At 62.8% G+C, this 20,604-nt stretch carries 21 protein-coding genes; 9 read left to right on the top strand and 12 right to left on the bottom strand.

What is annotated here, in order from left to right; translation table 11 throughout:
- Positions 1 to 108: 108 nt before the first annotated feature.
- Together AC07WT_RS21685 and AC07WT_RS21680 are read left to right on the top strand one after the other, a co-directional pair.
- On the top strand, positions 109 to 594 hold the full coding sequence (locus AC07WT_RS21685; RefSeq protein ID WP_494948533.1) for a GNAT family N-acetyltransferase: 486 nt from the start codon (positions 109 to 111) through the stop codon (positions 592 to 594).
- Positions 595 to 651: 57 nt separating this feature from the next.
- Positions 652 to 981 (top strand): low molecular weight protein tyrosine phosphatase family protein, encoded by a 330-nt coding sequence (locus tag AC07WT_RS21680; protein ID WP_494948532.1) that lies wholly within the window; start codon positions 652 to 654, stop codon positions 979 to 981.
- A gap of 48 nt (positions 982 to 1,029) precedes the next feature.
- Here the strand turns inward: AC07WT_RS21680 and AC07WT_RS21675 are convergent, their stop codons facing one another.
- The gene (locus AC07WT_RS21675) at positions 1,030 to 1,614 is read right to left on the bottom strand and encodes a flavin reductase family protein (RefSeq protein ID WP_492595037.1); all 585 of its coding nucleotides are present in this window, start codon (positions 1,612 to 1,614) and stop codon (positions 1,030 to 1,032) included.
- Between the two features lie 389 nt (positions 1,615 to 2,003).
- Complete coding sequence (locus tag AC07WT_RS21670) at positions 2,004 to 2,336, bottom strand: hypothetical protein (protein WP_492595039.1); 333 nt, start codon at positions 2,334 to 2,336, stop codon at positions 2,004 to 2,006.
- Between AC07WT_RS21670 and AC07WT_RS21665 the strand changes: the two genes are divergently transcribed.
- Entirely contained in the window at positions 2,335 to 2,514 is a 180-nt protein-coding gene (locus tag AC07WT_RS21665; RefSeq protein WP_494948531.1) for a hypothetical protein, read from the top strand. The two genes, AC07WT_RS21670 and AC07WT_RS21665, sit on opposite strands and share 2 nt — an antisense overlap.
- Positions 2,515 to 2,559: 45 nt before the next feature.
- On the opposite strand, the gene pdxR is transcribed toward AC07WT_RS21665, so the two are convergent.
- Positions 2,560 to 4,086: a MocR-like pyridoxine biosynthesis transcription factor PdxR gene (gene pdxR / locus AC07WT_RS21660; RefSeq protein WP_494948530.1), complete on the bottom strand. Its 1,527-nt coding sequence runs from the start codon at positions 4,084 to 4,086 to the stop codon at positions 2,560 to 2,562.
- A 104-nt stretch (positions 4,087 to 4,190) separates the two neighbouring features.
- Between pdxR and AC07WT_RS21655 the strand changes: the two genes are divergently transcribed.
- The gene (locus tag AC07WT_RS21655; RefSeq protein WP_494948529.1) at positions 4,191 to 4,931 is read left to right on the top strand and encodes a GNAT family N-acetyltransferase; all 741 of its coding nucleotides are present in this window, start codon (positions 4,191 to 4,193) and stop codon (positions 4,929 to 4,931) included.
- Positions 4,932 to 4,985: 54 nt separating this feature from the next.
- On the opposite strand, the gene AC07WT_RS21650 is transcribed toward AC07WT_RS21655, so the two are convergent.
- Entirely contained in the window at positions 4,986 to 5,522 is a 537-nt protein-coding gene (locus tag AC07WT_RS21650; RefSeq protein WP_494948528.1) for a GNAT family N-acetyltransferase, read from the bottom strand.
- 333 nt (positions 5,523 to 5,855) lie between these two features.
- Between AC07WT_RS21650 and AC07WT_RS21645 the strand changes: the two genes are divergently transcribed.
- Positions 5,856 to 6,434, top strand: coding sequence for a DUF4337 domain-containing protein (locus AC07WT_RS21645; protein ID WP_494948527.1), 579 nt, complete (start codon positions 5,856 to 5,858; stop codon positions 6,432 to 6,434).
- A 10-nt stretch (positions 6,435 to 6,444) separates the two neighbouring features.
- Here the strand turns inward: AC07WT_RS21645 and AC07WT_RS21640 are convergent, their stop codons facing one another.
- The 5 genes from AC07WT_RS21640 to AC07WT_RS21620 all read right to left on the bottom strand — a co-directional run bounded on the left by AC07WT_RS21640 (position 6,445) and on the right by AC07WT_RS21620 (position 9,510).
- Entirely contained in the window at positions 6,445 to 7,716 is a 1,272-nt protein-coding gene (locus AC07WT_RS21640) for an RNA polymerase sigma factor (RefSeq protein WP_492595046.1), read from the bottom strand.
- A gap of 4 nt (positions 7,717 to 7,720) precedes the next feature.
- Positions 7,721 to 8,128 carry a VOC family protein gene (locus AC07WT_RS21635; protein ID WP_494948526.1) on the bottom strand — a complete coding sequence of 136 codons (408 nt, stop codon included), beginning with the start codon at positions 8,126 to 8,128 and terminating at the stop codon, positions 7,721 to 7,723.
- A 70-nt stretch (positions 8,129 to 8,198) separates the two neighbouring features.
- Entirely contained in the window at positions 8,199 to 8,453 is a 255-nt protein-coding gene (locus AC07WT_RS21630) for an SRPBCC family protein (RefSeq protein ID WP_492595048.1), read from the bottom strand.
- Positions 8,454 to 8,597: 144 nt separating this feature from the next.
- Complete coding sequence (locus tag AC07WT_RS21625; RefSeq protein WP_492595049.1) at positions 8,598 to 9,011, bottom strand: YciI family protein; 414 nt, start codon at positions 9,009 to 9,011, stop codon at positions 8,598 to 8,600.
- 145 nt (positions 9,012 to 9,156) lie between these two features.
- Positions 9,157 to 9,510, bottom strand: coding sequence for a YciI family protein (locus AC07WT_RS21620; protein ID WP_494948525.1), 354 nt, complete (start codon positions 9,508 to 9,510; stop codon positions 9,157 to 9,159).
- 436 nt (positions 9,511 to 9,946) lie between these two features.
- Between AC07WT_RS21620 and AC07WT_RS21615 the strand changes: the two genes are divergently transcribed.
- The 3 genes from AC07WT_RS21615 to AC07WT_RS21605 all read left to right on the top strand — a co-directional run bounded on the left by AC07WT_RS21615 (position 9,947) and on the right by AC07WT_RS21605 (position 15,532).
- Complete coding sequence (locus tag AC07WT_RS21615; protein ID WP_494948524.1) at positions 9,947 to 11,914, top strand: hypothetical protein; 1,968 nt, start codon at positions 9,947 to 9,949, stop codon at positions 11,912 to 11,914.
- 374 nt (positions 11,915 to 12,288) lie between these two features.
- Positions 12,289 to 13,977 carry a phospholipase C gene (locus tag AC07WT_RS21610; RefSeq protein ID WP_494948523.1) on the top strand — a complete coding sequence of 563 codons (1,689 nt, stop codon included), beginning with the start codon at positions 12,289 to 12,291 and terminating at the stop codon, positions 13,975 to 13,977.
- Between the two features lie 118 nt (positions 13,978 to 14,095).
- Positions 14,096 to 15,532 (top strand): cytochrome-c peroxidase, encoded by a 1,437-nt coding sequence (locus AC07WT_RS21605; protein ID WP_494948522.1) that lies wholly within the window; start codon positions 14,096 to 14,098, stop codon positions 15,530 to 15,532.
- A 93-nt stretch (positions 15,533 to 15,625) separates the two neighbouring features.
- On the opposite strand, the gene AC07WT_RS21600 is transcribed toward AC07WT_RS21605, so the two are convergent.
- Positions 15,626 to 16,099, bottom strand: coding sequence for a hypothetical protein (locus AC07WT_RS21600; protein WP_494948521.1), 474 nt, complete (start codon positions 16,097 to 16,099; stop codon positions 15,626 to 15,628).
- 936 nt (positions 16,100 to 17,035) lie between these two features.
- Between AC07WT_RS21600 and AC07WT_RS21595 the strand changes: the two genes are divergently transcribed.
- Entirely contained in the window at positions 17,036 to 17,386 is a 351-nt protein-coding gene (locus AC07WT_RS21595; RefSeq protein WP_494951001.1) for a DOPA 4,5-dioxygenase family protein, read from the top strand.
- Positions 17,387 to 17,413: 27 nt separating this feature from the next.
- Here AC07WT_RS21595 and AC07WT_RS21590 read toward each other — a convergent pair whose 3' ends face one another.
- Together AC07WT_RS21590 and AC07WT_RS21585 are read right to left on the bottom strand one after the other, a co-directional pair.
- Positions 17,414 to 17,725, bottom strand: a complete 312-nt coding sequence (locus AC07WT_RS21590; RefSeq protein WP_492596131.1) for a high-potential iron-sulfur protein — start codon at positions 17,723 to 17,725, stop codon at positions 17,414 to 17,416.
- A 98-nt stretch (positions 17,726 to 17,823) separates the two neighbouring features.
- Entirely contained in the window at positions 17,824 to 20,595 is a 2,772-nt protein-coding gene (locus AC07WT_RS21585; protein ID WP_494948520.1) for an MGH1-like glycoside hydrolase domain-containing protein, read from the bottom strand.
- Positions 20,596 to 20,604: the final 9 nt, after the last annotated feature.

Below are 20,604 nucleotides of genomic sequence, written 5' to 3'. Positions count from 1 at the left end.
CGACAGGATAAACGATACGATGCAAGATTGATCCGAAGCCGGCGCTTCGAAGCCGATGCCTACGCGCGAAACTTCAATCGACATTCCACATCGACCGAGCACCTTACCTTGACCACCCACATCCGGCCCGCCCACACATCCGACGCCGCTCTGATTCTGCGCTTCGTCACCGAACTCGCGGTGTACGAGAAAGCGGAGCACGAGGTTGTCGCCACCGTCAAAGATATCGAAGCAAGTCTGTTCTCGGTGGAAGCCACCGCGAAGGCTTTGATCTGCGAGATGAACGGCGAACCCGTCGGCTTTTGCGTCTACTTCTTTTCTTATTCGACGTGGCTCGGCAAACAAGGGCTTTATCTGGAAGACCTGTACGTATCGCCGAAATCGCGCGGCAGCGGCGCGGGCAAACAGATGCTGCGCCACCTCGCGCGCATTGCATGCGACATGGGCTGCGGCCGCTTCGAATGGAGCGTGCTCGACTGGAACGAGCCGGCCATCGGTTTCTACGAATCGATCGGCGCGAGCGCGCAAAGCGAGTGGGTCCGCTACCGGCTGGCGGGCGACGCGCTCAAGGCTTTTGCTGATGGCGAGGCGTGAGGGTTCGGCCAGCGTGACTCACGATTCGACTCGATCAGAAACGCAGCCAGGTGCCCAGTGATACGAGCGTTGTTTATCTGCAGCAAGAATCGCCTGCGCAGCCCCACGGCCGAGCAGGTGTTCGCCAGTTGGCCGAACGTCGAAACCGATTCGGCCGGTCTTGGCGCGGATGCCGCGGTGCCGCTTTCGCCGGAGCAGATTCGCTGGGCCGACATCGTCTTCGTGATGGAGAAGGCTCATCGCGCGAAGCTGTCGGAGAAATTTCGCGCGTGTCTGAACGGCAAGAAAGTAGTCTGCCTCGACATCCCCGACGACTACGCATTCATGCAGCCTGAACTCGTCGCGCTGCTGGAACAGAAGGCGAGTCAATTTCTGCGGCAAAAATAATGGAGAGTGCGGCGGCGGGCAAGATACAGACACGCTCCACCCCGCCAACTATTCCATCGCGCCGCTCGCCACTGGCGCGACTTCGAACGCGTCGCCGGTGGCAAAAAACGTCCCGCCCGCCACGTAGTGACACGTTCGCAGATCCGGATCGTCGCCGAAGTGCCAGCGGTTGTTCGAATACACGCGGCTATCCGCGTACGCCGCCACGACTTCGCCAATGATCAGATCGTGCCGCTGGCTGTCGTCCGGAATCACCTTGCATTCCATCCACGTAATGCAGCCGGCCAGCATCGGCACGTCGATGTTTTGCGCGGGAAACGTTTCGAGGTCGAAGGCGGCGAACTTGTCGAGTTCCGCGCCCGCGTTCGAACCCACCGCCAGCGTCTGCGCGGCAAAACCGCGGCTCGGCAGTTGCAGCCCGAACACGCCGCTCGCTTCGATCAGTTGCCGCGTCAGCGTGCGGCTGTCGACTACCACCACGACCTTCGGCGGATTGAAATCGAGCGGCATCGCCCACGATGCGGCCATCACGTTCGAACGCCCGTCGTGCGCGCTGGTGATGATCGTGACCGGTCCATGATTCAGTAACTGCGTCGCCCGCGGCAATGCCACGGCTTCTCGAGTGCCTTTCATACGTCCTTTCCGCGTCAATGAACGACGTCGATTGTAGCGGGGTGCATGCGGCGTTGTTGACGCCGCCATCACGGACGGCGCTCGAATGGGCCGCGCGCACGGACCACGACGGGCCATAACCGGCCCATCAGACTCGACATGCCTGAGCCGTTTCCAGGCGAGAACGCAACACCATTAAGCGCGTTGGGGTAACCGTGCGCATCGTCTGCTTGCATACCGCTGACAGCAATATCGCCGTGTTCGACGCGGCGGCCCGCGCCGCCGGGCGGCAGTCGCTCGACTTGCCATCGATAGGGACATCGGCAAACTGGCTGCCGAAGCGTTGAAGCGGGGCTAAAAACCCCGGCGGATTCAAGGCGGCAGCCGCCAGGCCGCCGCCCGCGTTTGCATCAATGCGGCGCTTTGCCGTTGGGCAGCGCGTCCAACGGTTTGTGCTGTTCCTCGCCGAGCCCCGGGAAGAACGCGTTCCAGGCGGCACGCACGCCTTGCGCCGCGGTGGCCTCCGCGCCGATCGATTCCGACTCGCCTGCGGGAACGCTCGCCGGATCGGCGGACAGGCCGCGCCAGTGCGTGAACACCAGCAACGGTTTTTCGGTCCATACGCCATCGCCAAATTTCGCAAATGCCGTGTCCCCGCTCGTCAACTGCACCTCGTACCAGCCTTCACGAACGGGCGTATGGACGGCAAGCTCAAACCACGCGGTCGGTTCGATTTCCTTCATGTCTTCTCCGGTCGGAAAAATCGTCATAGACAACCACAAAGGCATGCTTCATGCCCGCGCCCGGCAGCGGCCCGGCATACGCGCGCATCCTTTCCGCGATGTTGCAGCGCGGCGCGCGCTGAGCATGACCTGCGGGCGATTCGCCAACCTCGCGCACCTGGCAAATCGCCGCGCATAAACGACACGATAGCGCGACATCGGCTGCGCGGACAAACGTAAAAACTTACGCGACGCGTGTCCCCGCGATTTCGCTCGTCAGGCCGGCCAATACGCCGATGGCGGGCGCCAGTTGTTCGGCTGGCGTACTGCCGTAACCGATCACGAGGCCATTCGTCTCGTCGCGAGGCTGCAACGCGAAACCGGACAGCGCCCGAGGATTGAGGCGCTCGGCAAGCGCGCATTCAGCGAGCAGTCGATCCGGGATACAAGGCGGCAGACGCAGCGTCAGATGCATGCCGCAATTGCCGCCCAGAATCTGCGACGGCTCGAAATGCGCGCTCAGCGCATCGCGCAGCGCCTGCTGCCGTTCCCGATAGAGACGCCGCATGCGGCCCAGATGCCGTCCGAACTCCCCGCTGTCGATGAAATGCGCCAACGCCAACTGCTCCAGACGATGCCCGCCGCGCAGCATCTCCTGCAACGCGACCGCCGCGTGCTCGGCGATCACGCCCGGCAGCACCACGAAGCCGATGCGCAACGCCGGAAACATCGTTTTGCTGAACGAGCCCACGTACAACACCGGCGCGTCCGGCACCAGCCCCTGCATGCTGGCGATCGGTTCGCCGGTGTGGCGGAATTCGCCGTCGTAGTCGTCTTCGATCAGCCACGCACCGCTGCGGCGCGCCTGCGCGATCAGCTCCAGCCGCCGCGCCACCGACAGCACCGAACCGGTCGGATACTGATGCGCGGGCGACGTGTAGATCAGCTTCGGCGGATGCGCGCGCCATGCGTCCGCCGGCACCGCAATGCCTTCGAGATCGACCGGCATCGGCAGCGTGGTCAGATCGCCGAGATTGAACGCCGCCTTCGCGCCGCGATAGCCGGGATCCTCGACCCAGGCGATGTCGCCCGAATCGGTGAAAAGCCGCACGCACAGGTTGAGCGCTTCCTGCGCGCCTTCGGTGATCACCACCTGCGAGCCGTCGCAGCGCACGCCGCGCGACACGCGCAGATGTGTCGCGATCGCGTCGCGCAGCGCCGGCTCGCCGGCCGGCGCGCCGTAACCGAGCGCAAGCGGCAATGCGCGTTCCATCGACCGTTCGAGCGCGCGCCGCCACGCGCCGAGCGGAAAGCGATCCAGCGCGGGCGTGCCTGGCGTCAGCGGCAAGGTGTTGTCGGCATGCGTGCGTGTGGCGGCGAATTGCCCGACGCGCGCGGCGTAAACCGCCTCGGGCGCGGTAGGCTGCGCCTGATGTTCGCCGCGCGCGGCTGGGCTAGAGAGCGGGCTCACGCGCGTGCCCTTCTTGTCGGCGACGACATAACCGACTGCGGCGAGATGCTCGTAGGCAATCACGACCGTATTGCGCGACACCCCCATCTCCGCCGCGAGCAAACGCGACGACGGCAGCAGCGAGCCCGCCGGCAGACGCCCGGTCAGAATCGCCTGCTGCAAGCGCTCGATCAGCTGCTTTTGCAGCGGCGCCGGTTTTTCGCCGGCGGCGGCAGTGCCGGTACCCGCACCACTCGCGGTGGACGGCGAGGTGGCTGGCGCAGCGCCGGAATGAATGAGCGGACCAATGATCTCGATCATCGATGCTGGACCTATTAAATATGGTGGGACTGGATCTTTTTAACATACCACGTTTGCCGTATTGTTCTCCCAGACAATCGACCGGGTGAACAAGGAGAGCAGACATGGAACCCAGACGTAACGCGTTCGACCAGCCGATCGGCGCCCCGGTGCCGGGCTGGAACGGTGCGCGGGCGCCCGGCCGCAAGCCGCTGGTGGGCCGCTATTGCCGGATTGAAGCGGTGGACGTCGAACGTCACGCCGAAGACCTCTACGACGCATACAGTTCAGCCACCGATGGCCGCGACTGGACCTATCTGTCGGTCGGGCCGTTCGAGAGCCTCGCCGCGTATCGCGAGCATCTGACGCGCGCGGCGGCGTCAGCCGATCCGCTGCACTATGCGGTGATCGATCTGGCGACCGGCAAGGCCGTCGGCACCCTGGCGCTGATGCGTATCGACCCCGCGAACGGCGTGATCGAAGTCGGGCACGTCACGTATTCGCCGCGCCTGAAGCGCACCCGCATCGCCACCGAAGCGATGTTCCTGCTGATGAACCACGTATTCGGCGACATCGGCTATCGCCGCTTCGAATGGAAATGCGACTCGCTGAACGGTCCGTCACGCACGGCGGCGCTGCGCTATGGATTCACGTTCGAAGGCATCTTCCGCCAGGCGATCGTGTACCGCCAACGCAATCGCGATACCGCGTGGTTCTCGATACTCGATGGTGAATGGCCCGCGCTGCGAGCGTGCTACGCACGTTGGCTCGATACCGGCAACTTCGACGCGCAGGGTCAGCAGATTGAACGGCTGACGGATCTGATCGCGCAACAGCGGGCGGCGGCGAGTGAGGGTCGTGAATAAGCCGACAGTTGGCCCCGGCATACGAACAGCCCGGCGAGCCCGGCGCGCGACGATTCAGGCTGCGCCTGCCGTGCGCCGCAAGACGATGGTCGGCTTGCCTTTGTACGTCGTGCGAAGCCGCTCGCGATAGCCGCATTTGTGAGCGACGCGCAGCGACGGCAGATTTTCCGGCGCGATGATGCAGGCGGTTTCGGCGTCCGGCCACTGCAGGTCGGCCCAACTCAGCGCGGCGCGCACGGCTTCGGTCGCGTAGCCGCGGCCATGCACGGCCGGATCCAGGGCCCAGCCGATCTCCGGCGTTCCCATCAGCGAAGGTTCGATCTCCCGGTGATAGTCGGCAAAGCCGACTTCGCCGAGGAAGCGGCCGCTCTCCTTGTCCCGAACCACCCAGTATCCGTAACCCAGCATCGCCCAATGCCCGGCGTAACGCAGCAGACGCGCCCAGACTTCCTCACGCGTGAAAGGCTGGCCGCCGATGTAGCGGATCACCTCGGGATCGGACCACATCGCATAGCTCTCGAGGAAATCGTCGCGCGTGTGCGGACGCATGATCAGACGGTCGGTGGTGAGGAGCGTGGGGTGGGTGGACATTGAAGGAGCGAGTGGTTGGGGAGGGATGCTTTGCGGCGCTGAAGCGTTGAAGGGGTGCGTGGGATGATCGCAGATTTTTAATGCGGGAAGTTCGCTCCCGTCACGCCAACTCGAGAAACCGCGCCAGGCACGGACCGCGATTCGTAAGTCTTTGTCCTGACGCCGCTGTTTCCTTGCGCTACCGCAACGGCAATACCTTTTCCATCCCTGAGCGCCTCACGCTAAGATTGAGGCCTCCGGAAAATCTCGCCGCACCGGCGTCGATGCCGACGCCCGGTTCGCATCGGCGAGCGTCGTCCGGAATACAACAAAAGCTTTGCCTCGGAGAATCAGATGTCTGAAGAATATGAAGTGCACGGCCCGCACGACCACGCGGTCGAACATGCCGGCCACCACGACGCCGATCCTTTCGCGAGCCGCATGGCCGTGATGACGGCGATCCTCGCGACAATCGGCGCGCTGTGCGCGTACCAGAGCGGCAATAGCGAAAATCTGGCGCTCTACTACAAGAACGAAGCCGCCATCAAGAAGACCGAGGCGGCGAATCAATGGAGTTACTACCAGGCCAAGGGCGAGAAGCAGAATCTCGCTGAACTCGGCGCGGCGCTGTCGGCCGGCAATACGGAAGCGCACGCCAAGTTCGTCGCCGACGTCGAAAAATACACGCAGCAGAAAGAGCCGATCCGCGCGAAGGCTGAAGAGCTCGAAAAAGAAGTCGTGCAAAACGACGCTAAAAGCGAGGCGCTTCTGCATGGTCATCATCGCTGGGCGCAGTCCACCACGCTGATCCAGATCGCCATCGCATTGAGCGCGATCACGTTGCTCACGCGCAAGACGTGGCTGCGCAATCTGTCGTTCGGCGTCGCGGCGGCAGGCGTTCTGATGGGCGCCTGGGCGTTTCTCTCGGCGTGATGCACGCCGCTCAATGCGCCATCTCGCGCGCACGCGCGAGCAACAACTCCCGCTCGCGCGCGTTGCGCGTCATCGCCGCGGCGCGTTCGAATTCGGCGCGCGCCTCGGCCACGCGTCCGAGCTTGGCCAGCAGATCGCCGCGCACGCTCGGCAACCAGTGGTAGTTCGCGAGCGTCGCGTCGGCGGCGAGCGCATCGACGATGTCCAGACCCGCGGCCGGCCCGAACGCCATGCCCACCGCCACCGCGCGATTCAACTCCACTACCGGCGAAGGCGCCACCTGCGCCAGCGCGTCATATAGCGCGACGATCTGTTCCCAGTCGGTGTCCTCGGCACGCCGGGCGCGCGCATGACACGCGGCCAGCGCCGCTTGCAGCGCATACGGTCCGCTCGCGCCGCCGAGCGCGTGCGAACTGCCAAGCGCAGCCAGCCCGCGGCGGATCAGGAGCGGATCCCAGCGGCTGCGGTCCTGGTCGGGCAACAGCACCGGACGGCCCTCGGCATCGGTACGCGCATGCGTGCGCGACGCCTGAATCTCCATCAACGCGACGAGGCCATGCACTTCGCTTTCGTCCGGCACCAGACCGCTCAGCACGCGCCCAAGCCGCAGCGCTTCCTCGCACAGCGCCGGGCGCATCCAGTCGTCGCCGGCGGTGGCCGAATAGCCTTCATTGAAAATCAGATAGATCACTTCGAGTACCGACGCAAGCCGCGGCGCACGCGCATCCGCTTGCGGCACTTCGAACGGCACCTTGGCCGCCGACAGCGTGCGCTTGGCGCGCACGATGCGCTGCGCAATGGTCGGCTCGGGCACGAGGAACGCACGCGCGATTTCCTCCGTGGTCAGGCCGCCGAGCAGGCGCAGCGTCAGCGCGACGCGTGCATCGGTGGACAACACCGGATGACAGGCGGTGAAGACCAGCCGCAGCAGATCGTCGCCGATATCGTCGGCACGTGCTGCATCGAGGGCATCGACGAAATCCGGCACGAGGTGAGCCTCCTGTGCATCGAGATCGTGACCCAGCTCCTCGCGCTTGCGAGCATGCAACGCTTCCTGGCGCAAGCGGTCGAGCGCGCGGTTCTTCGCGGTCGCCATCAGCCACGCTCCGGGGTTATCAGGCACGCCCGCGTCGGGCCAGTGTTCGAGCGCGGCCACCAGCGCGTCCTGCGCCAACTCCTCGGCCAGCCCCACGTCGCGCACCATCCGCGCGACGTGGGCGATGACCTTGGCGGATTCGATCCGCCAGACCGCCTCGATGGCACGATGCGTGGCCGTCGTCACGGCCTCAACCCGCCGCGTTGGCGTTCGGGTCCATATAGATCAGCTCCCAGATGTGTCCGTCGATATCCTCGAAGCCGTGCCCGTACATGAAGCCGTAGTCCTGCGGCGCGCGCGGCGCGCCGCCGCCGGCGGCGATCGCTTTCGCGACCAGCGCATCCACCTCGGCGCGGCTCTCACATGAGAGGCCCACCAGCGCCTCGGTGCTTTCTTGCGGATTGCAGAGCGTCTTGCGTGTGAAGGACCTGAACAGATCCTTGACCAGCAGCATCGCGTAGATGTTTTCGCCGAGGATCAGACACGCCGCCTGTTCGTTGGTGAATCGCGCTTCGAAGCCAAATCCGATCGCGCTGAAAAATGCCTTCGAACGTTCGAGATTGTCGACGGCGAGGTTCACGTAGATCTGCTTATGCATGATGGAGTCCATTCATCGGGTTGTGTGCGGGCTGCACGGGCGCCAAGGTGCGCCGGATTTGCAGCGCCCGTCAGCTCGCCTCGGCAAGCGTCTTCAGATTGCTCAGGCCGTCTTCGAAATCCTTGCCGACCATTTTGTCCATGCTGATGAAAACCTGCATCAGCTTCGACAGAAATGGCGCCGGTCCGTGCATCGCCCACGTGACCTGAGTCGCATCCGCATCGGGCTTCAACGTGAATTCGGCGATGTTGTGCGCCTCGAATGGCTTGATGAAATCGAGGTTCATCGTCACGCTCGACGGCGCTGCCGTATCGGCGATCTCCATCTGCCCCACGCCGACCTTTTCGCCTCGCCACGCATAACGCGCACCCTTGCCGCTCGCCGAGCCGCTGTACGTTCCTTGCGTCGCGGGGTCCTTGCGCAGGAACGGATATCGGCGCTTGAATCGGCGCGCCGATCGGCGTCGGGATCAACGCTTGGCCGCGTTCAGTTCGCGAAAGCGTTCCACTTCAGGGCCGGGCTCGAAGTCTTCGAGTTCGAACAGTTGCCGCACTTCGATCTCGCCGTCGGCCTGCTCGCCGAATGGCGCCGGAAAGCGCCGCGCCCATTCCATCGCTTCTTCACGCGAGCGAACCTGGATCAGCGTGTAGCCGGCGACCAGTTCCTTGGTCTCGGCGAACGGGCCGTCGACCACTGTGCGCTTGCCGCCGCTGTAGCGGATGCGCCAGCCCTTCGAACTCGGTTGCAGGCCGGTTGCGTCGAGCAGCACACCGGCCTTTGCCAGCTCTTCGTGGTATGCGCCCATCGCGGCCATCAGGGATGCTTCCGGCATGACGCCGGCTTCGCTGGCGGCAGTCGCCTTCACCATGATCATGAATCGCATCGCAATCGCTCCTTTCGTTGTGAGTGGAAAGCCGCGGCTTGTTCGCTGGCTCCTTACTCACACGACGAGCGGTACGCGACCGGATCGACACCGATTTTTTAAACTAGGGGAAAACCCCAGGTCGATTGCATGTGGCGTGTGCCGCTTACACGAAACAAGGCCCGAGCTTACGGACTTCGACCGTGCACCACGACGCCGCCGGGCAGGCTTGCGCGATCGCGACCGCTTCCTCGCGGGTTTCACAATCGAGCAGGAAAAAGCCACCGATCATTTCCTTGGCTTCGGCAAACGGGCCGTCGAGCAGCCTCGCGTGGCCTTCGCGTACCTGCACGCGCACGGCGTCGTTGGTGGAGGTCAGCGATTCGACCGCGAGCAGTTTGCCGCGCTCTTTCAGATCGGCGGCGAAGCTCACCATCTGGTTGTAGACTTCGCGCCCGGCACGCTCGCCACGTTCAATGCGTTGTTCCGGGGGTTCGACGATAAGCAGCAAATAAGACATGGAGTCTCCGATTGATCGTGCCGCAGACGTGAACGCCCGGCAGGCGTATGACGGCAAAAACGCGCTTGCGGATAACTTGCGAGAGCCAGTCTAACAAGCGCGGATGAGTCCAGCAAACCCGTCTCAGCGCCAGAATTGCAGTTAATCCGGCTCCCTACGAACACTCGTAACGCCGATGCGGCATGTGGATTGCTTGGCCTGCTCTTCATTATTGGTCACGCGATACAAAACCGCCCGCTTTCGAGTATTCTCCCAACGCGTTAAACCTGCTGTGAAAGCATCGTTTGCGGATTAAAACCCGCGGATAAAAGTCGGCTTTCAATTCGACAAAAACGTCACGATACGGCGCGGCAATACAACGGTATTTATCGGCATAATCTGCCGGCGCAACAAACGAATCCAAACGAATCACATAATCAAAGCATCGGGGAAATTCATGTATCGATCGATAGTGCGCACCGGCGTTGCGGCCGCCGTGGCCTGGGCCTTTTTGCAACTCGGCGGATGTGGCGGAGGCGGCGGTTCCGGTTCGGCTTCGTCTGGTTCGTCGACGACGGTCACAGCAACCTCGGTGAGCGGCACGGTGGCCACCGGCAGCGCCGTAGCGGGTGCGACTGTCACGCTGACCGACGCCACCGGCGCCCAGGCCGCCACGACCACCAACACTCAAGGTGCGTACACGATCTCGGTGAAAGGCATGAGCGCGCCGTTCCTGATCGTCGCAACCGACGCCGCACGCATCTCCGCCCCGCTCGTCTCCGTGCTCGCCAAACTGCCGGGCGGCACCGCGCCCGCCGTCGTCAACGTCACCACGCTGACCACCGCGATTGCCGCAATGCTGACGGCTTCGGGCAATCCGCTCGACCTCGCGTCCACCACGGCGCTCGCCAAAGTGACGCTGCCGTCCGTGCAGATCGCCACCATCACGCTCGATACGATGCTGGCGAACATCCTCGCGCAAAACGGCATCCAGATGTCCGGCTTCGATCCGATCGGCACGGCATTCATACCGGATCACACCGGCGCCGACGCCGTGATCGATACGGTGTCGCTGGTGCCGGCGGCCAACGGCGGGTTGTCGCTGGTGTCGAATGCGGCGCCCGGCAAGACGGTCGCGCTGAACAACCAGACGGCCCAATCCGTCACGCTGGCGGCGCCCACCGTGGCGGCGAACTATCTGGAACCGCTCGCGGCCCTGCTGACCGCCTGCGCGGCGAATAGCACATTCGACTCATCCTGCTCGCCGGCGATCGACGCAGCGTTTCTCGAAAACGGCTCGACCGATCTGATCACGGCGCATGGCGTGTCCGATGCGATCTTCAGCGGCGCGGTGTTCGGCTCGCCGAAAACGCTCGCATTCTTCACGCGCAACGGCAAGCAGCTTGCGCTCGTCTCGCTGCCGTTCACGCTGGCGAGCGGCACCGTCACCGGCTTGCTGTACAGCATCGCGCAACAACTGCCGGCGCCGGTGACGCTCGCCAACGGTACGCAACTCGGTTGGGACCTGATCGGCAACCAGTCGCAATTCGCCGTGGCAATCAGTTCGCAGATCCAGCGCCGCACCTTCCTCGATTCGAAGCTGAACGACGTCAACCGTTATGAGTCGGGTCTCGCAATCGCGATTCCGACCGCGTTGAATCCAACGGTGTACTCGGCTTCCGTGACAGGGCCCGGACTGAACGCGCCGATCTGGCTGATGCCGCGCAATGCGTTGGGCAGCAGCACGCTGGGCCTGTCGAGTCAGGCTTTGAGTGCAGCGCCGGTGTCGCCTGCCACGACCAGCAGCAACACCGCGTTGTATCGCTGGTCCTGGCAATCGCTGTCGGCGAGCGCGAACTTCACACCGCCGGCTTCGAGCGGCTACTACTCGGCGCAGGCGATCGACGCGAGCACCGTGCCGCTCTACGCGACCTATACGGTGACGTTCTACGACAAGACCGGCGCGCAAATCGGCCAGTCGTCGATCATCAATCCGGGCAGCCCGGTGGGCGCGGCGGCGGGCAGCACGATCGCATGGCCGACGCTGCTGCCGGACTTCGCCGCGCAGTTCCTGACGCCAGGCGGGTCGCTGGCCGGCGTGCAGTACGCGATGAGCGTGACGTGGTCGAGTCTCGTGAACGGGCAGGACCTCGCGTATCCGGTTACCTCGGTGCAGATCCAGGCAGCGCCCGGAACGGCCGATGTCACGTCGCCCGAAGTCGACGGTTTCTGGGCCGGCAAGCCGAACAATACGACCTTCGGCCAGTATCAGGCGACGGTGAGCGCGGGGGTGAATTCGGCCGGCGTGCAAAGCTGCACGAATTGCCCGTTCCCGGCATTGACGACGGGTGGCTCGCGGCTTGTGCAGTTGGGCGGCGGGCAGAACGGCATCGGGTACTACGATATTACGAAGTACAACGATTAGAGCGGGTGTTGTAGTGGTCAGGAGCCGCGCTTCAGCATCTCTTCAGCCAAGCCAGGTATGATCGCGTTCTTCTCTCAGGTTCTAGTTACCTCGGAATACTAGAACTTTTTAAAGCCGGCTTTATGCCGGCTTTTTTTTGCTGAGGCTGTCTATTCAGGCCTGCGTCAATACCGGACTTGCCTTACGAAATCCTTCAATCAGCTTGATATTGTGCCCCGCAACGTAATAGCCGGGTAAGCAAAGCGCCATTTGCCGGTAACGCCCCGATGCTCCAATGTGCGTGGGTTTTTTAAACGGTCCCCACGCGCCCGCTGAGTTCGCCACGAACAGCGGTCGAAAAATAACTAGCAAAACGATACCCGGAGTTAAAACGTATGTTTTCTCGAGCCTTCCTGTTTGGCGTATCAGGCATAGCGATGGCAGTCGCGCTCTATGCGTGCGGCAGTGGCAACGGCGGTAATTCGCTCACCCCCGTGTCAGTGCAGAATCAACTGACCACCTCGACGCCCATCAAGCACGTGGTCGTGATCTATAACGAGAACGTCTCGTTCGACCATTACTTCGCCACCTATCCGAATGCGACAAATCCGGCGGGCGAACCTGCTTTCACGGCTACCGCAGGCACGCCGGCCGTGAACGGCCTGAGCGGCACGCTGCTGACCGCGAACCCCAACTTCACGAACACCGCGAACGGCACGGGCGCGGCGAATCCGTTCCGGCTGGACCGCACGCAGGCCGCGACAGCCGACCAGAACCACGCTTATACGGCAGAGCAGCAAGCGTATAACAATGGCGCGGCTGATTTGTTCCCGAAATACACGGGTAAAGGTTCGAGCGGTGGCGCAGGCGCCTTCGGTACGACCGGCCAGGTCATGGGCTACTACGACGGCAACACCGTGACGGCGATGTGGAACTGGGCGCAGCACTTTGCGATGAGCGACAACGCCTATACGGATACGTACGGCCCGTCGACTCCGGGCGCGCTGGAAGTGATCTCCGGCCAGAACAACGGCGTGCAACTCGTCAAGACCAGCCAGCAGCCGTTCAATCTTTCGACGGCGTCGCACTCGTATTACGTCAACGACGGCCAGGGCGGCATCACGCTGATCAACGACACCGACCCGGCTGCCGACCTGTGCTCCAGCACGACTGATCAGATCCTGATGTCCGGCAAGAACATCGGCGATCTGCTCAACGCGAAGAACATCACGTGGGGCGGCTTCATGGGCGGCTTCAACCTCGCGACCACCAACAGCAACGGCACGACCGGCTGCAAGCGCAGCACGGTGTCGCCGGTGGTCGGACAGGCAACGACCGACTATATCCCGCACCACAACTGGTTCCAGTACTACACGTCGACGGCGAACCCGCAGCACTTGCGCCCGAGCGCGACGGCGTCCATCGGCTACACGCTCGAGTCGGACGGCAAGACGGCTGACCCGGCGAACCACCAGTACGACACCGACGACTTCTTTGCAGCCGTGAAGGCCGGCAACTATCCGTCGGTCAGCTTCATCAAGGCGCCGGCGTTCCAGGACGGCCACGCGGGCTACTCCGACCCGCTCGACGAACAGGCGTTCACGGCCAGGATCGTCAACTTCCTCCAGCAACAGTCTGACTGGAAGAGCACGGCCGTGATCGTCGCGTGGGACGATTCGGATGGCTGGTACGACCATGCTTATGCGAACCCGACGTCTTCGTCGTTCGATGCTCAGGCAGATCAGCTGAACGGCGCCGGCAAGTGCGGCACGGGCACGGCGCCGGCCGGCGTGAATGGCGCCGCGGTCAACGGCCGTTGCGGCCCCGGCACGCGCATTCCGTTCCTCGTGATTTCGCCGTGGGCGAAGGTCAATTATGTCGACCACACGGCGATTAGCCAGGCGTCCGTGGTTCGCTTCATCGAAGATAACTGGCTGGGCAGCCAGCGAATCGGCGGCGGCTCCTTCGATGCGACGGCAGGCAGCCTCATGAGCCTGTTCAACTTCAGCGGCAGCGGCAACAACCCGACTTTGTTCGTCGACCCGAACCTGGGCACGCCGGTCTCGTCGGTGCCTGCAATCTAGGTTCCGCAGCTCGCGCCGGCGGCGAGACGCCGGCGCGAAGCTGGACAGTACCCCCGTGTTGCCAACCGTTTCCGGGTTGGCAACATTTTTTGTTTTTAGCTTCCTTGCCGTTACTCGTATGCCCGCTTCCGCCGCTCCTCCCGTCGAATCACCTCGTACCCGGAATCAGCCGAGGTACAGCGCGCGCCGCATTCTGGTGCTGCTCGCCGCCGCCGTGCCGATCGCGCTGATCGGCTTCTGTGCGTGGGCGCTGGTATACCCGTCGCGAGTTCCGGCAGCAGTCGGCGCGCTCGTCGAAGACCTCACGGGGGCGAATGCCAATCCGATTGCGCTTCAGCGTCCGGTTGCTCCGGCTCAGCTCAGCGCGGTGGCGCAGCTCGGCAAAAAGATATTTTTCGACCCGACGCTCTCCGCGTCCGGTCGCCAGTCGTGCGCGTCGTGCCATAGCCCGGCGCACGCGTACGGGCCGGCGAACAATCTGGCCGTTCAGTTAGGCGGGCCCGATCTGACGCAGCAAGGCTACCGGCCGCCGCAGTCGCTCATGTACCTCTACCGGCAGCCGAATTTCAGCATCGGCCCGGATAGCGGCGACGCGGACAATGCCCCCGATCTCGCGCAGATCGCGACGCAGGCGGCGGGCGTGGACAAGGCCCAGAAGAACGCGGGTGTTGCGCCTGCCGCGCCGGCGATGGTCCCGCAAGGCGGCATGTTCTGGGACGGCCGCGCCGACACGCTCCAGGCACAGGCATCCGGTCCGATGCTGAACCCGGTCGAGATGGCGAATGCGAGCATGGCCGACGTCCTGGCGAAGCTCGAGCGCACGCCTTACCGGAACGACTTCATTCAGCTATTCGGTCCGCACGTTTTCGAAAACATGAACCTCGCGATGTCGGAGGCCATGTTTGCGATTGCGCGCTACCAGGTGGAAGAGCAATCGTTTCATCCTTACACGAGCAAATACGACTATTGGCTGGAAGGGAAAGCGCGGCTCAGCCAGGCGGAACTGCACGGGCTGCGTCTGTTCAACGACCCGAACAAGGCGAACTGTGCGGGGTGCCATCTTTCGAAGCCAGGTTCCGACGGCCTGCCGCCGATGTTCACGGACTACCAGTACGAGGCGCTCGGCGTGCCGCGCAATGCGAGCCTTGCCGCCAACCGGGACCACCGTTTCTTCGACATGGGTATCTGCGGGCCCTTCCGGACCGACCTGAAGGACCAGACGCAGTATTGCGGGATGTTCCTCACGCCGACTCTGCGCAACGTCGCCACGCGCCAGGTGTTTTTCCACAACGGCGTTTATCGTTCGCTCGAGGACGTCATGGCGTTCTACAACGAACGCAATACCGCCCCGCAGAAGTTCTATCCGCGCGGCCCCGATGGAAAGATTCAGAAGTACGATGATCTGCCGGCGAAGTACCAGGCGAACATCGATGACAAAGACGCGCCGTTCGATCGAAAATTCGGCGACAAGCCCGCGATGAGCGATGAGGACATGCGCGACATCATCGCGTTCCTGAAGACGCTGAACGATGGGTACAAGGTTAGCGCGCGCTGAGTGATGGCGGCTTATTCCGTTCCGGAGTCAAAAAAAACGCCCACGTAGGGCGTTTTTTTGTTTCCGGGTTCTACGGAGCGAAGAGCAGTTCGGCTAGACCGCCGCCTCGGCGGTCGCCTGTATCTGCGCCGCCCTCATTAGCCCTTCGATCATTTTCGCTTCCGCGTTCGCGATGTCGCTCAACGATGCGCTGGACAATTGCCCGTCCAGAATCGCCAGCGCCGCGCAAAGGTGGAAATACTCGCTGTCTTCGAGTGCCCAGACGCCATCGCGACGCTCGCGGGCGTCGAGCTCAACCATCGCCGCGTGTGCGCTTTCAATGTCGGCGAGGAGGTCCGCCCCGAGCCCGAGATGGGAAAGTTCTTGCGACACAAGCAAATGCCGGCTCAACGTCATGTGCAGATTCCGCGAACCGTGGCCGTGCCGGAATGCATCGAGAGCGGTGTAGCACTGCAAAAGCATCGCCTCGGTGACAGGCTCGTGTGCGGTGCGGCTATAGGTCAGCGCGCGCAACAGCGGCGACATTGCGGGCTGACTGTGCTTGCGGATTCGCGATTTGCTGGACATATCGGTTCAACCTCCTTCGCTAACTCTCGGCTTTGCCACCCGAATTTTGCTGTCCGGTGGCAAACTCCGCCGATACGCCGGCGGGCTGACAGACTCCGAATGTGAATCTGTGTCCTTATCATGGCAAGCAACTATTAAGACAGACTTAAACGAACGAAAGTCGCAACGTACCGCAAGGACGAAAAAAACCCTGTTCCGCGAGGGAACAGGGCCGGACAGGATGGAAGAGTCGTGCAGGCGCGTGGATGCTTGCCGACCGATACCCACCATTAACTAACAATGCTGTTGCTACCTGAACTGCTACTCGAATTGCTACTGCATTGCAGCTCGGTCCTTCGTATTGCCGCACCTCGCCGCAATCCCCTGCTGTTTTCAGCGCATATGAATCGACTGCGCGCTGTTCCAATCGCTTCTACTTCCTGCTGCTTTCCCGCCCTGCCGCGTTCGACAACCGCGGCAAACTGCCATCAACGGTACGGTTCAAAACAACGCGGGGGAAGACCGCGTCGATGGGCTCAATGACTTGTCGCGCCATGGAAACCAGTTTATGCGAGTGAGCGCGAAAGCAATTGCGCGAAACGAGGGGAATTGGCGGCCCAGTTTGGCGAATTGCCGGAGGACGGCGATTTGGACCAAAGGGGACCTAAGTCATGGCCTGCGCTAACTGGCGGAGAAACCGCTGTAAAAAAACGACGGTGCGATCACCGCCGCTCGCGCCCTTATACGGTTTGGCTGCATGCGGGTGAACGGCGCCGAAGCGTCAAACCCGCTCAGCCCCGCCGCTCACCCCCGCGCGCCGAAAGCAGGAAAATCACCGTGCGCCCATCCGCTGAGACGCTGGGTTCAAGCTCGATAATCTGGCGTGCGCCGCGCGCGTCGACGGAAACTCAAGCAGAATGAATGTCTGATAAAGACTGGTATGCACTGGACTCCACTATGACCTTTCGCGACACCTCGGCCATCGAGAGTTGGCACGCCCACATCTATTTCGACGCAAGCAGCCGCGACGCCGCGTGGGTTTTTCGCGAGCAGATCGACGCGCGTTGGCACGGCAAGCTGCAATTGGGGCGCTTTCACGAGCGGCCGGTCGGGCCGCATCCGATGTGGTCGTATCAGCTTGCGTTCGGCCAGGAGCAGTTCGCCGAACTTGTCGGCTGGCTCACGCTGAATCACGGCGCGCTCGATATTTTTCTGCACCCGAACACAGGCGACGCACTGCGCGACCATCGCGACGCGGCAGTGTGGATCGGCCATTCGCACCAACTGGCGCTGGACGCCTTGACGTGACATGCGCGCGTGCGGCGCGCATTCACATCAGATGTTTGAATACGAACTGCACCAGCCGCGCGCGGCGACCTGCTTGTCGCCGAACAGCGTGCAGCCGCCATACGCGTCCGTCGCCTTACCCTGGAACAGCGAGCAGTTGCCGCATGTTTGTCCGGCGGTGTAGTCAGGGAATTTCGCCTTATCGACCTTGGAAGCGTCCTCTTTATAGCCGACGGCTTGCGCCTTCGGATCGGTTTCGCTGAGCTTGCCGGCTGTGTCGGCGAACGCTGCGCGGGACAGCACCAGCGATGAGCCGACGCCCACACTCAGCATCAGAAAGTTTCGGCGTGATGTTTTCATGATGGTCCGATAGAAAAATGGCAACTGATGCGCAAGCTCCAGGTGAGGCATCAACTCACCGTCGCGAAAGAGCGCCGTTACGCGTTTGCTGGCGCTAACTACTTCGCCGCCGCGGTTGCCAGCGCAGGTTCAGGCGTGCGTGCCGGAGCCGAAACTGAAGCCGGTTCCGGTTCGCCTGGCAGCGGCACGTTGCCCGACGTGGCCATCGCTCTCGGTTGCAGCAGCAAGGCGACCAGTCCGCTCCAGCCGGTTTGATGCGAAGCGCCTACGCCCCGCCCGTTGTCGCCGTGGAAATACTCGTGGAACAGCACGAGATCGCGCGAACGCGGGTCGGCCTGCAAGAGCGGATACGCGCCCATCACCGGCCGCTCGCCGTCCTTGTCCTTGAGAAACAGCGTGGTCGCGCGATGCGCCAGTTCGTCGGCAATCTCACACAGCGAGAACTTCTGGCCTGAGCCGGTCGGATACTCGACGCGAAAATCGTCTCCGTAGTAGCGATGAAATTCGTACAACGATTCGATCAGCAGGTAGTTCACCGGCATCCACACTGGCCCGCGCCAGTTCGAGTTACCGCCGAACACGCGCGAATCCGATTCGGCCGGCAGGTATTTGACAGTGAAGCTCTCGCCGTTGTGGCTAAACACGAACGGTTGATCGCGATGCACGCGCGACAGCGCCCGTACGCCGTGATCGGAGAGGAATTCGCTTTCGTCGAGCGCACGGCGCAGCAGTGCTTTCATCCGATGCCCGCGCAACACCGAGAGCAGCAGGCTGTTACCTTTGCCGGGTTCGTTCCAGCGCGATACCAGCTTCGCCAGATCGGGCCGATGCTCGAGGAACCAGACGAGCCGCTCGCGCAAACACGGCAAGCCGCCATGCAGACGCTCTTCGAGCACATGGACAGCGAACAGCGGAATCAGGCCGACTATCGAGCGCACTCGCATCGGTATGTTGCTGCCGTCGGGCAGGCGCAGCTTGTCATAGAAGAATTCGTCCTCGCCGTCCCATAGGCCGGTATCGCAACCGTCGTCGCAACTGACGGCTTGAGCGATATACAGGAAGTGCTCGAAAAACTTCACGCCGATATCGACGAATACATGGTTCGCATACGCGAGCTCGAGTGCAATGCGCATCAGGTCGAGCGCGTATGCGGCCATCCACGCGGTGCCGTCGGCCTGGTCGATGTGCCCGCCGGTCGGCAGCGGCGACGAGCGGTCGAAGATGCCGACATTGTCGAGGCCGAGAAAACCGCCCTGAAAAATATTGCGGTCGTCGGCGTCCTTACGGTTCACCCACCAGGAGAAATTCAGCAACAGCTTGTGAAATACGAGTTCGAGAAAGTCGCGATCCGCTTTGCCAGTCAGCGCGCGGTCGATTTCATAGATGCGCCACGCGGCCCATGCATGCACCGGCGGATTCGCATCGCCGAACGCCCATTCGTACGCGGGCAACTGGCCGTTCGGATGCTGATAGCGATCCTTTACGAGCAGCAGCAATTGACGCTTCGCAAACGCCGGATCGATCAGCGCGAACGCGGCTGCATGAAACGCGAGGTCCCACGACGCGTACCACGGGTATTCCCACTTGTCGGGCATCGACACAATGTCCGCGTTGCACAGATGCTGCCACTCCGAGTTGCGGCCGTGCTTGCGGCTCTCAGGCGGTTTGGGTTGCAGCGGATCGCCTTCGAGCCAGCGATGCACATCGAACTGGTAGTACTGCTTGGACCACAACATCCCCGCTAGCGCCTGACGCTGCACGAGGCGAGCATCGGGATCGTCGATTTCATGCTGCAGCGCGCTATAGAATTCGTCTGCCTCGGCGATGCGGTGAGCGAACACCGCGTCGGCGTCGAGCAACACGTCATCCGGGGACGATTGCGGACGCCAGCGCAGATACACCACCGCGCGGCCGTGCGGCGCGAATTCGAGCGGCGCGTGCGCGGCGGCCCTGGTGCCGGCATCGTGGCGCACCGCTTGCGTGTCGCCGTGCACGAGGTAATCGTTGAAGCCGTCTTTGAACGGGCCCGCGCCGTCCATGTTGTACAGGCGCTTGACGTTGGTGTCGTTCTCGCAGAAAAGCCATGTCAGCTGTGGCGCGTCCTTCGACCACGCCGTCACGACGATCGGCTCATGACCATGCTGACGGCCGACCAGATGCGCGTCTCCGTTGTGGTCTTCGCCCGCAACCAGCGAAGGCTTGTCCTTGTTTTCCTTCCACGACCACGAATTGCGCGCCCAGATCTGCGGCAGCACGTCGAGCGACGCCGCCTGGTCCGCGCGATTCTCGATCGTCACGCGCATCAGGATGTCGTCGGGCGCATGTTTCGCGTATTCGACCTGCACGTCGAAATAGCGTCCATCGTCGAACACGCCGGTATCGAGGATTTCGTACTCCGGCATATCGGCGCCGCGCCGCGCGTTTTCCTGAATCAGATCGTCGTAGGGAAAGGCAGCTTGCGGATACTTGTAGAGCATCCGCATATACGAATGCGTGGGCGTGCCGTCGAGGTAGAAATACAGCTCCTTCACGTCCTCGCCGTGATTGCCCTGCGCATTCGTGAGACCGAACAGACGTTCCTTCAGGATCGGATCCTTGCGGTTCCACAGCGCGAGCGAGACGCACCAGCTGAGCTTGTCGTCGCCGAAACCGGCGATGCCGTCTTCGCCCCAGCGATACGCGCGGCTGCGCGCATGGTCGTGCGGGAAGTAGTCCCATGCGGCGCCGTTCGCGCTGTAATCCTCCCGCACCGTGCCCCACTGACGCTCGCTGAGATAGGGCCCCCAGCGTTGCCAGTGGGCGCAATCGGCCGAATGCAGGCGTGCACCTTCAGTAGTGTCGAGCAAATTGGCAGCGCGCAGCGGTGGCATGAATGCGTC

Source organism: Paraburkholderia sp. GW821-FHT02A12 (assembly GCF_059422005.1).
Note: the sequence above shows the minus strand (reverse complement) of the source record. Positions and strands in the feature narration are given on the sequence as shown.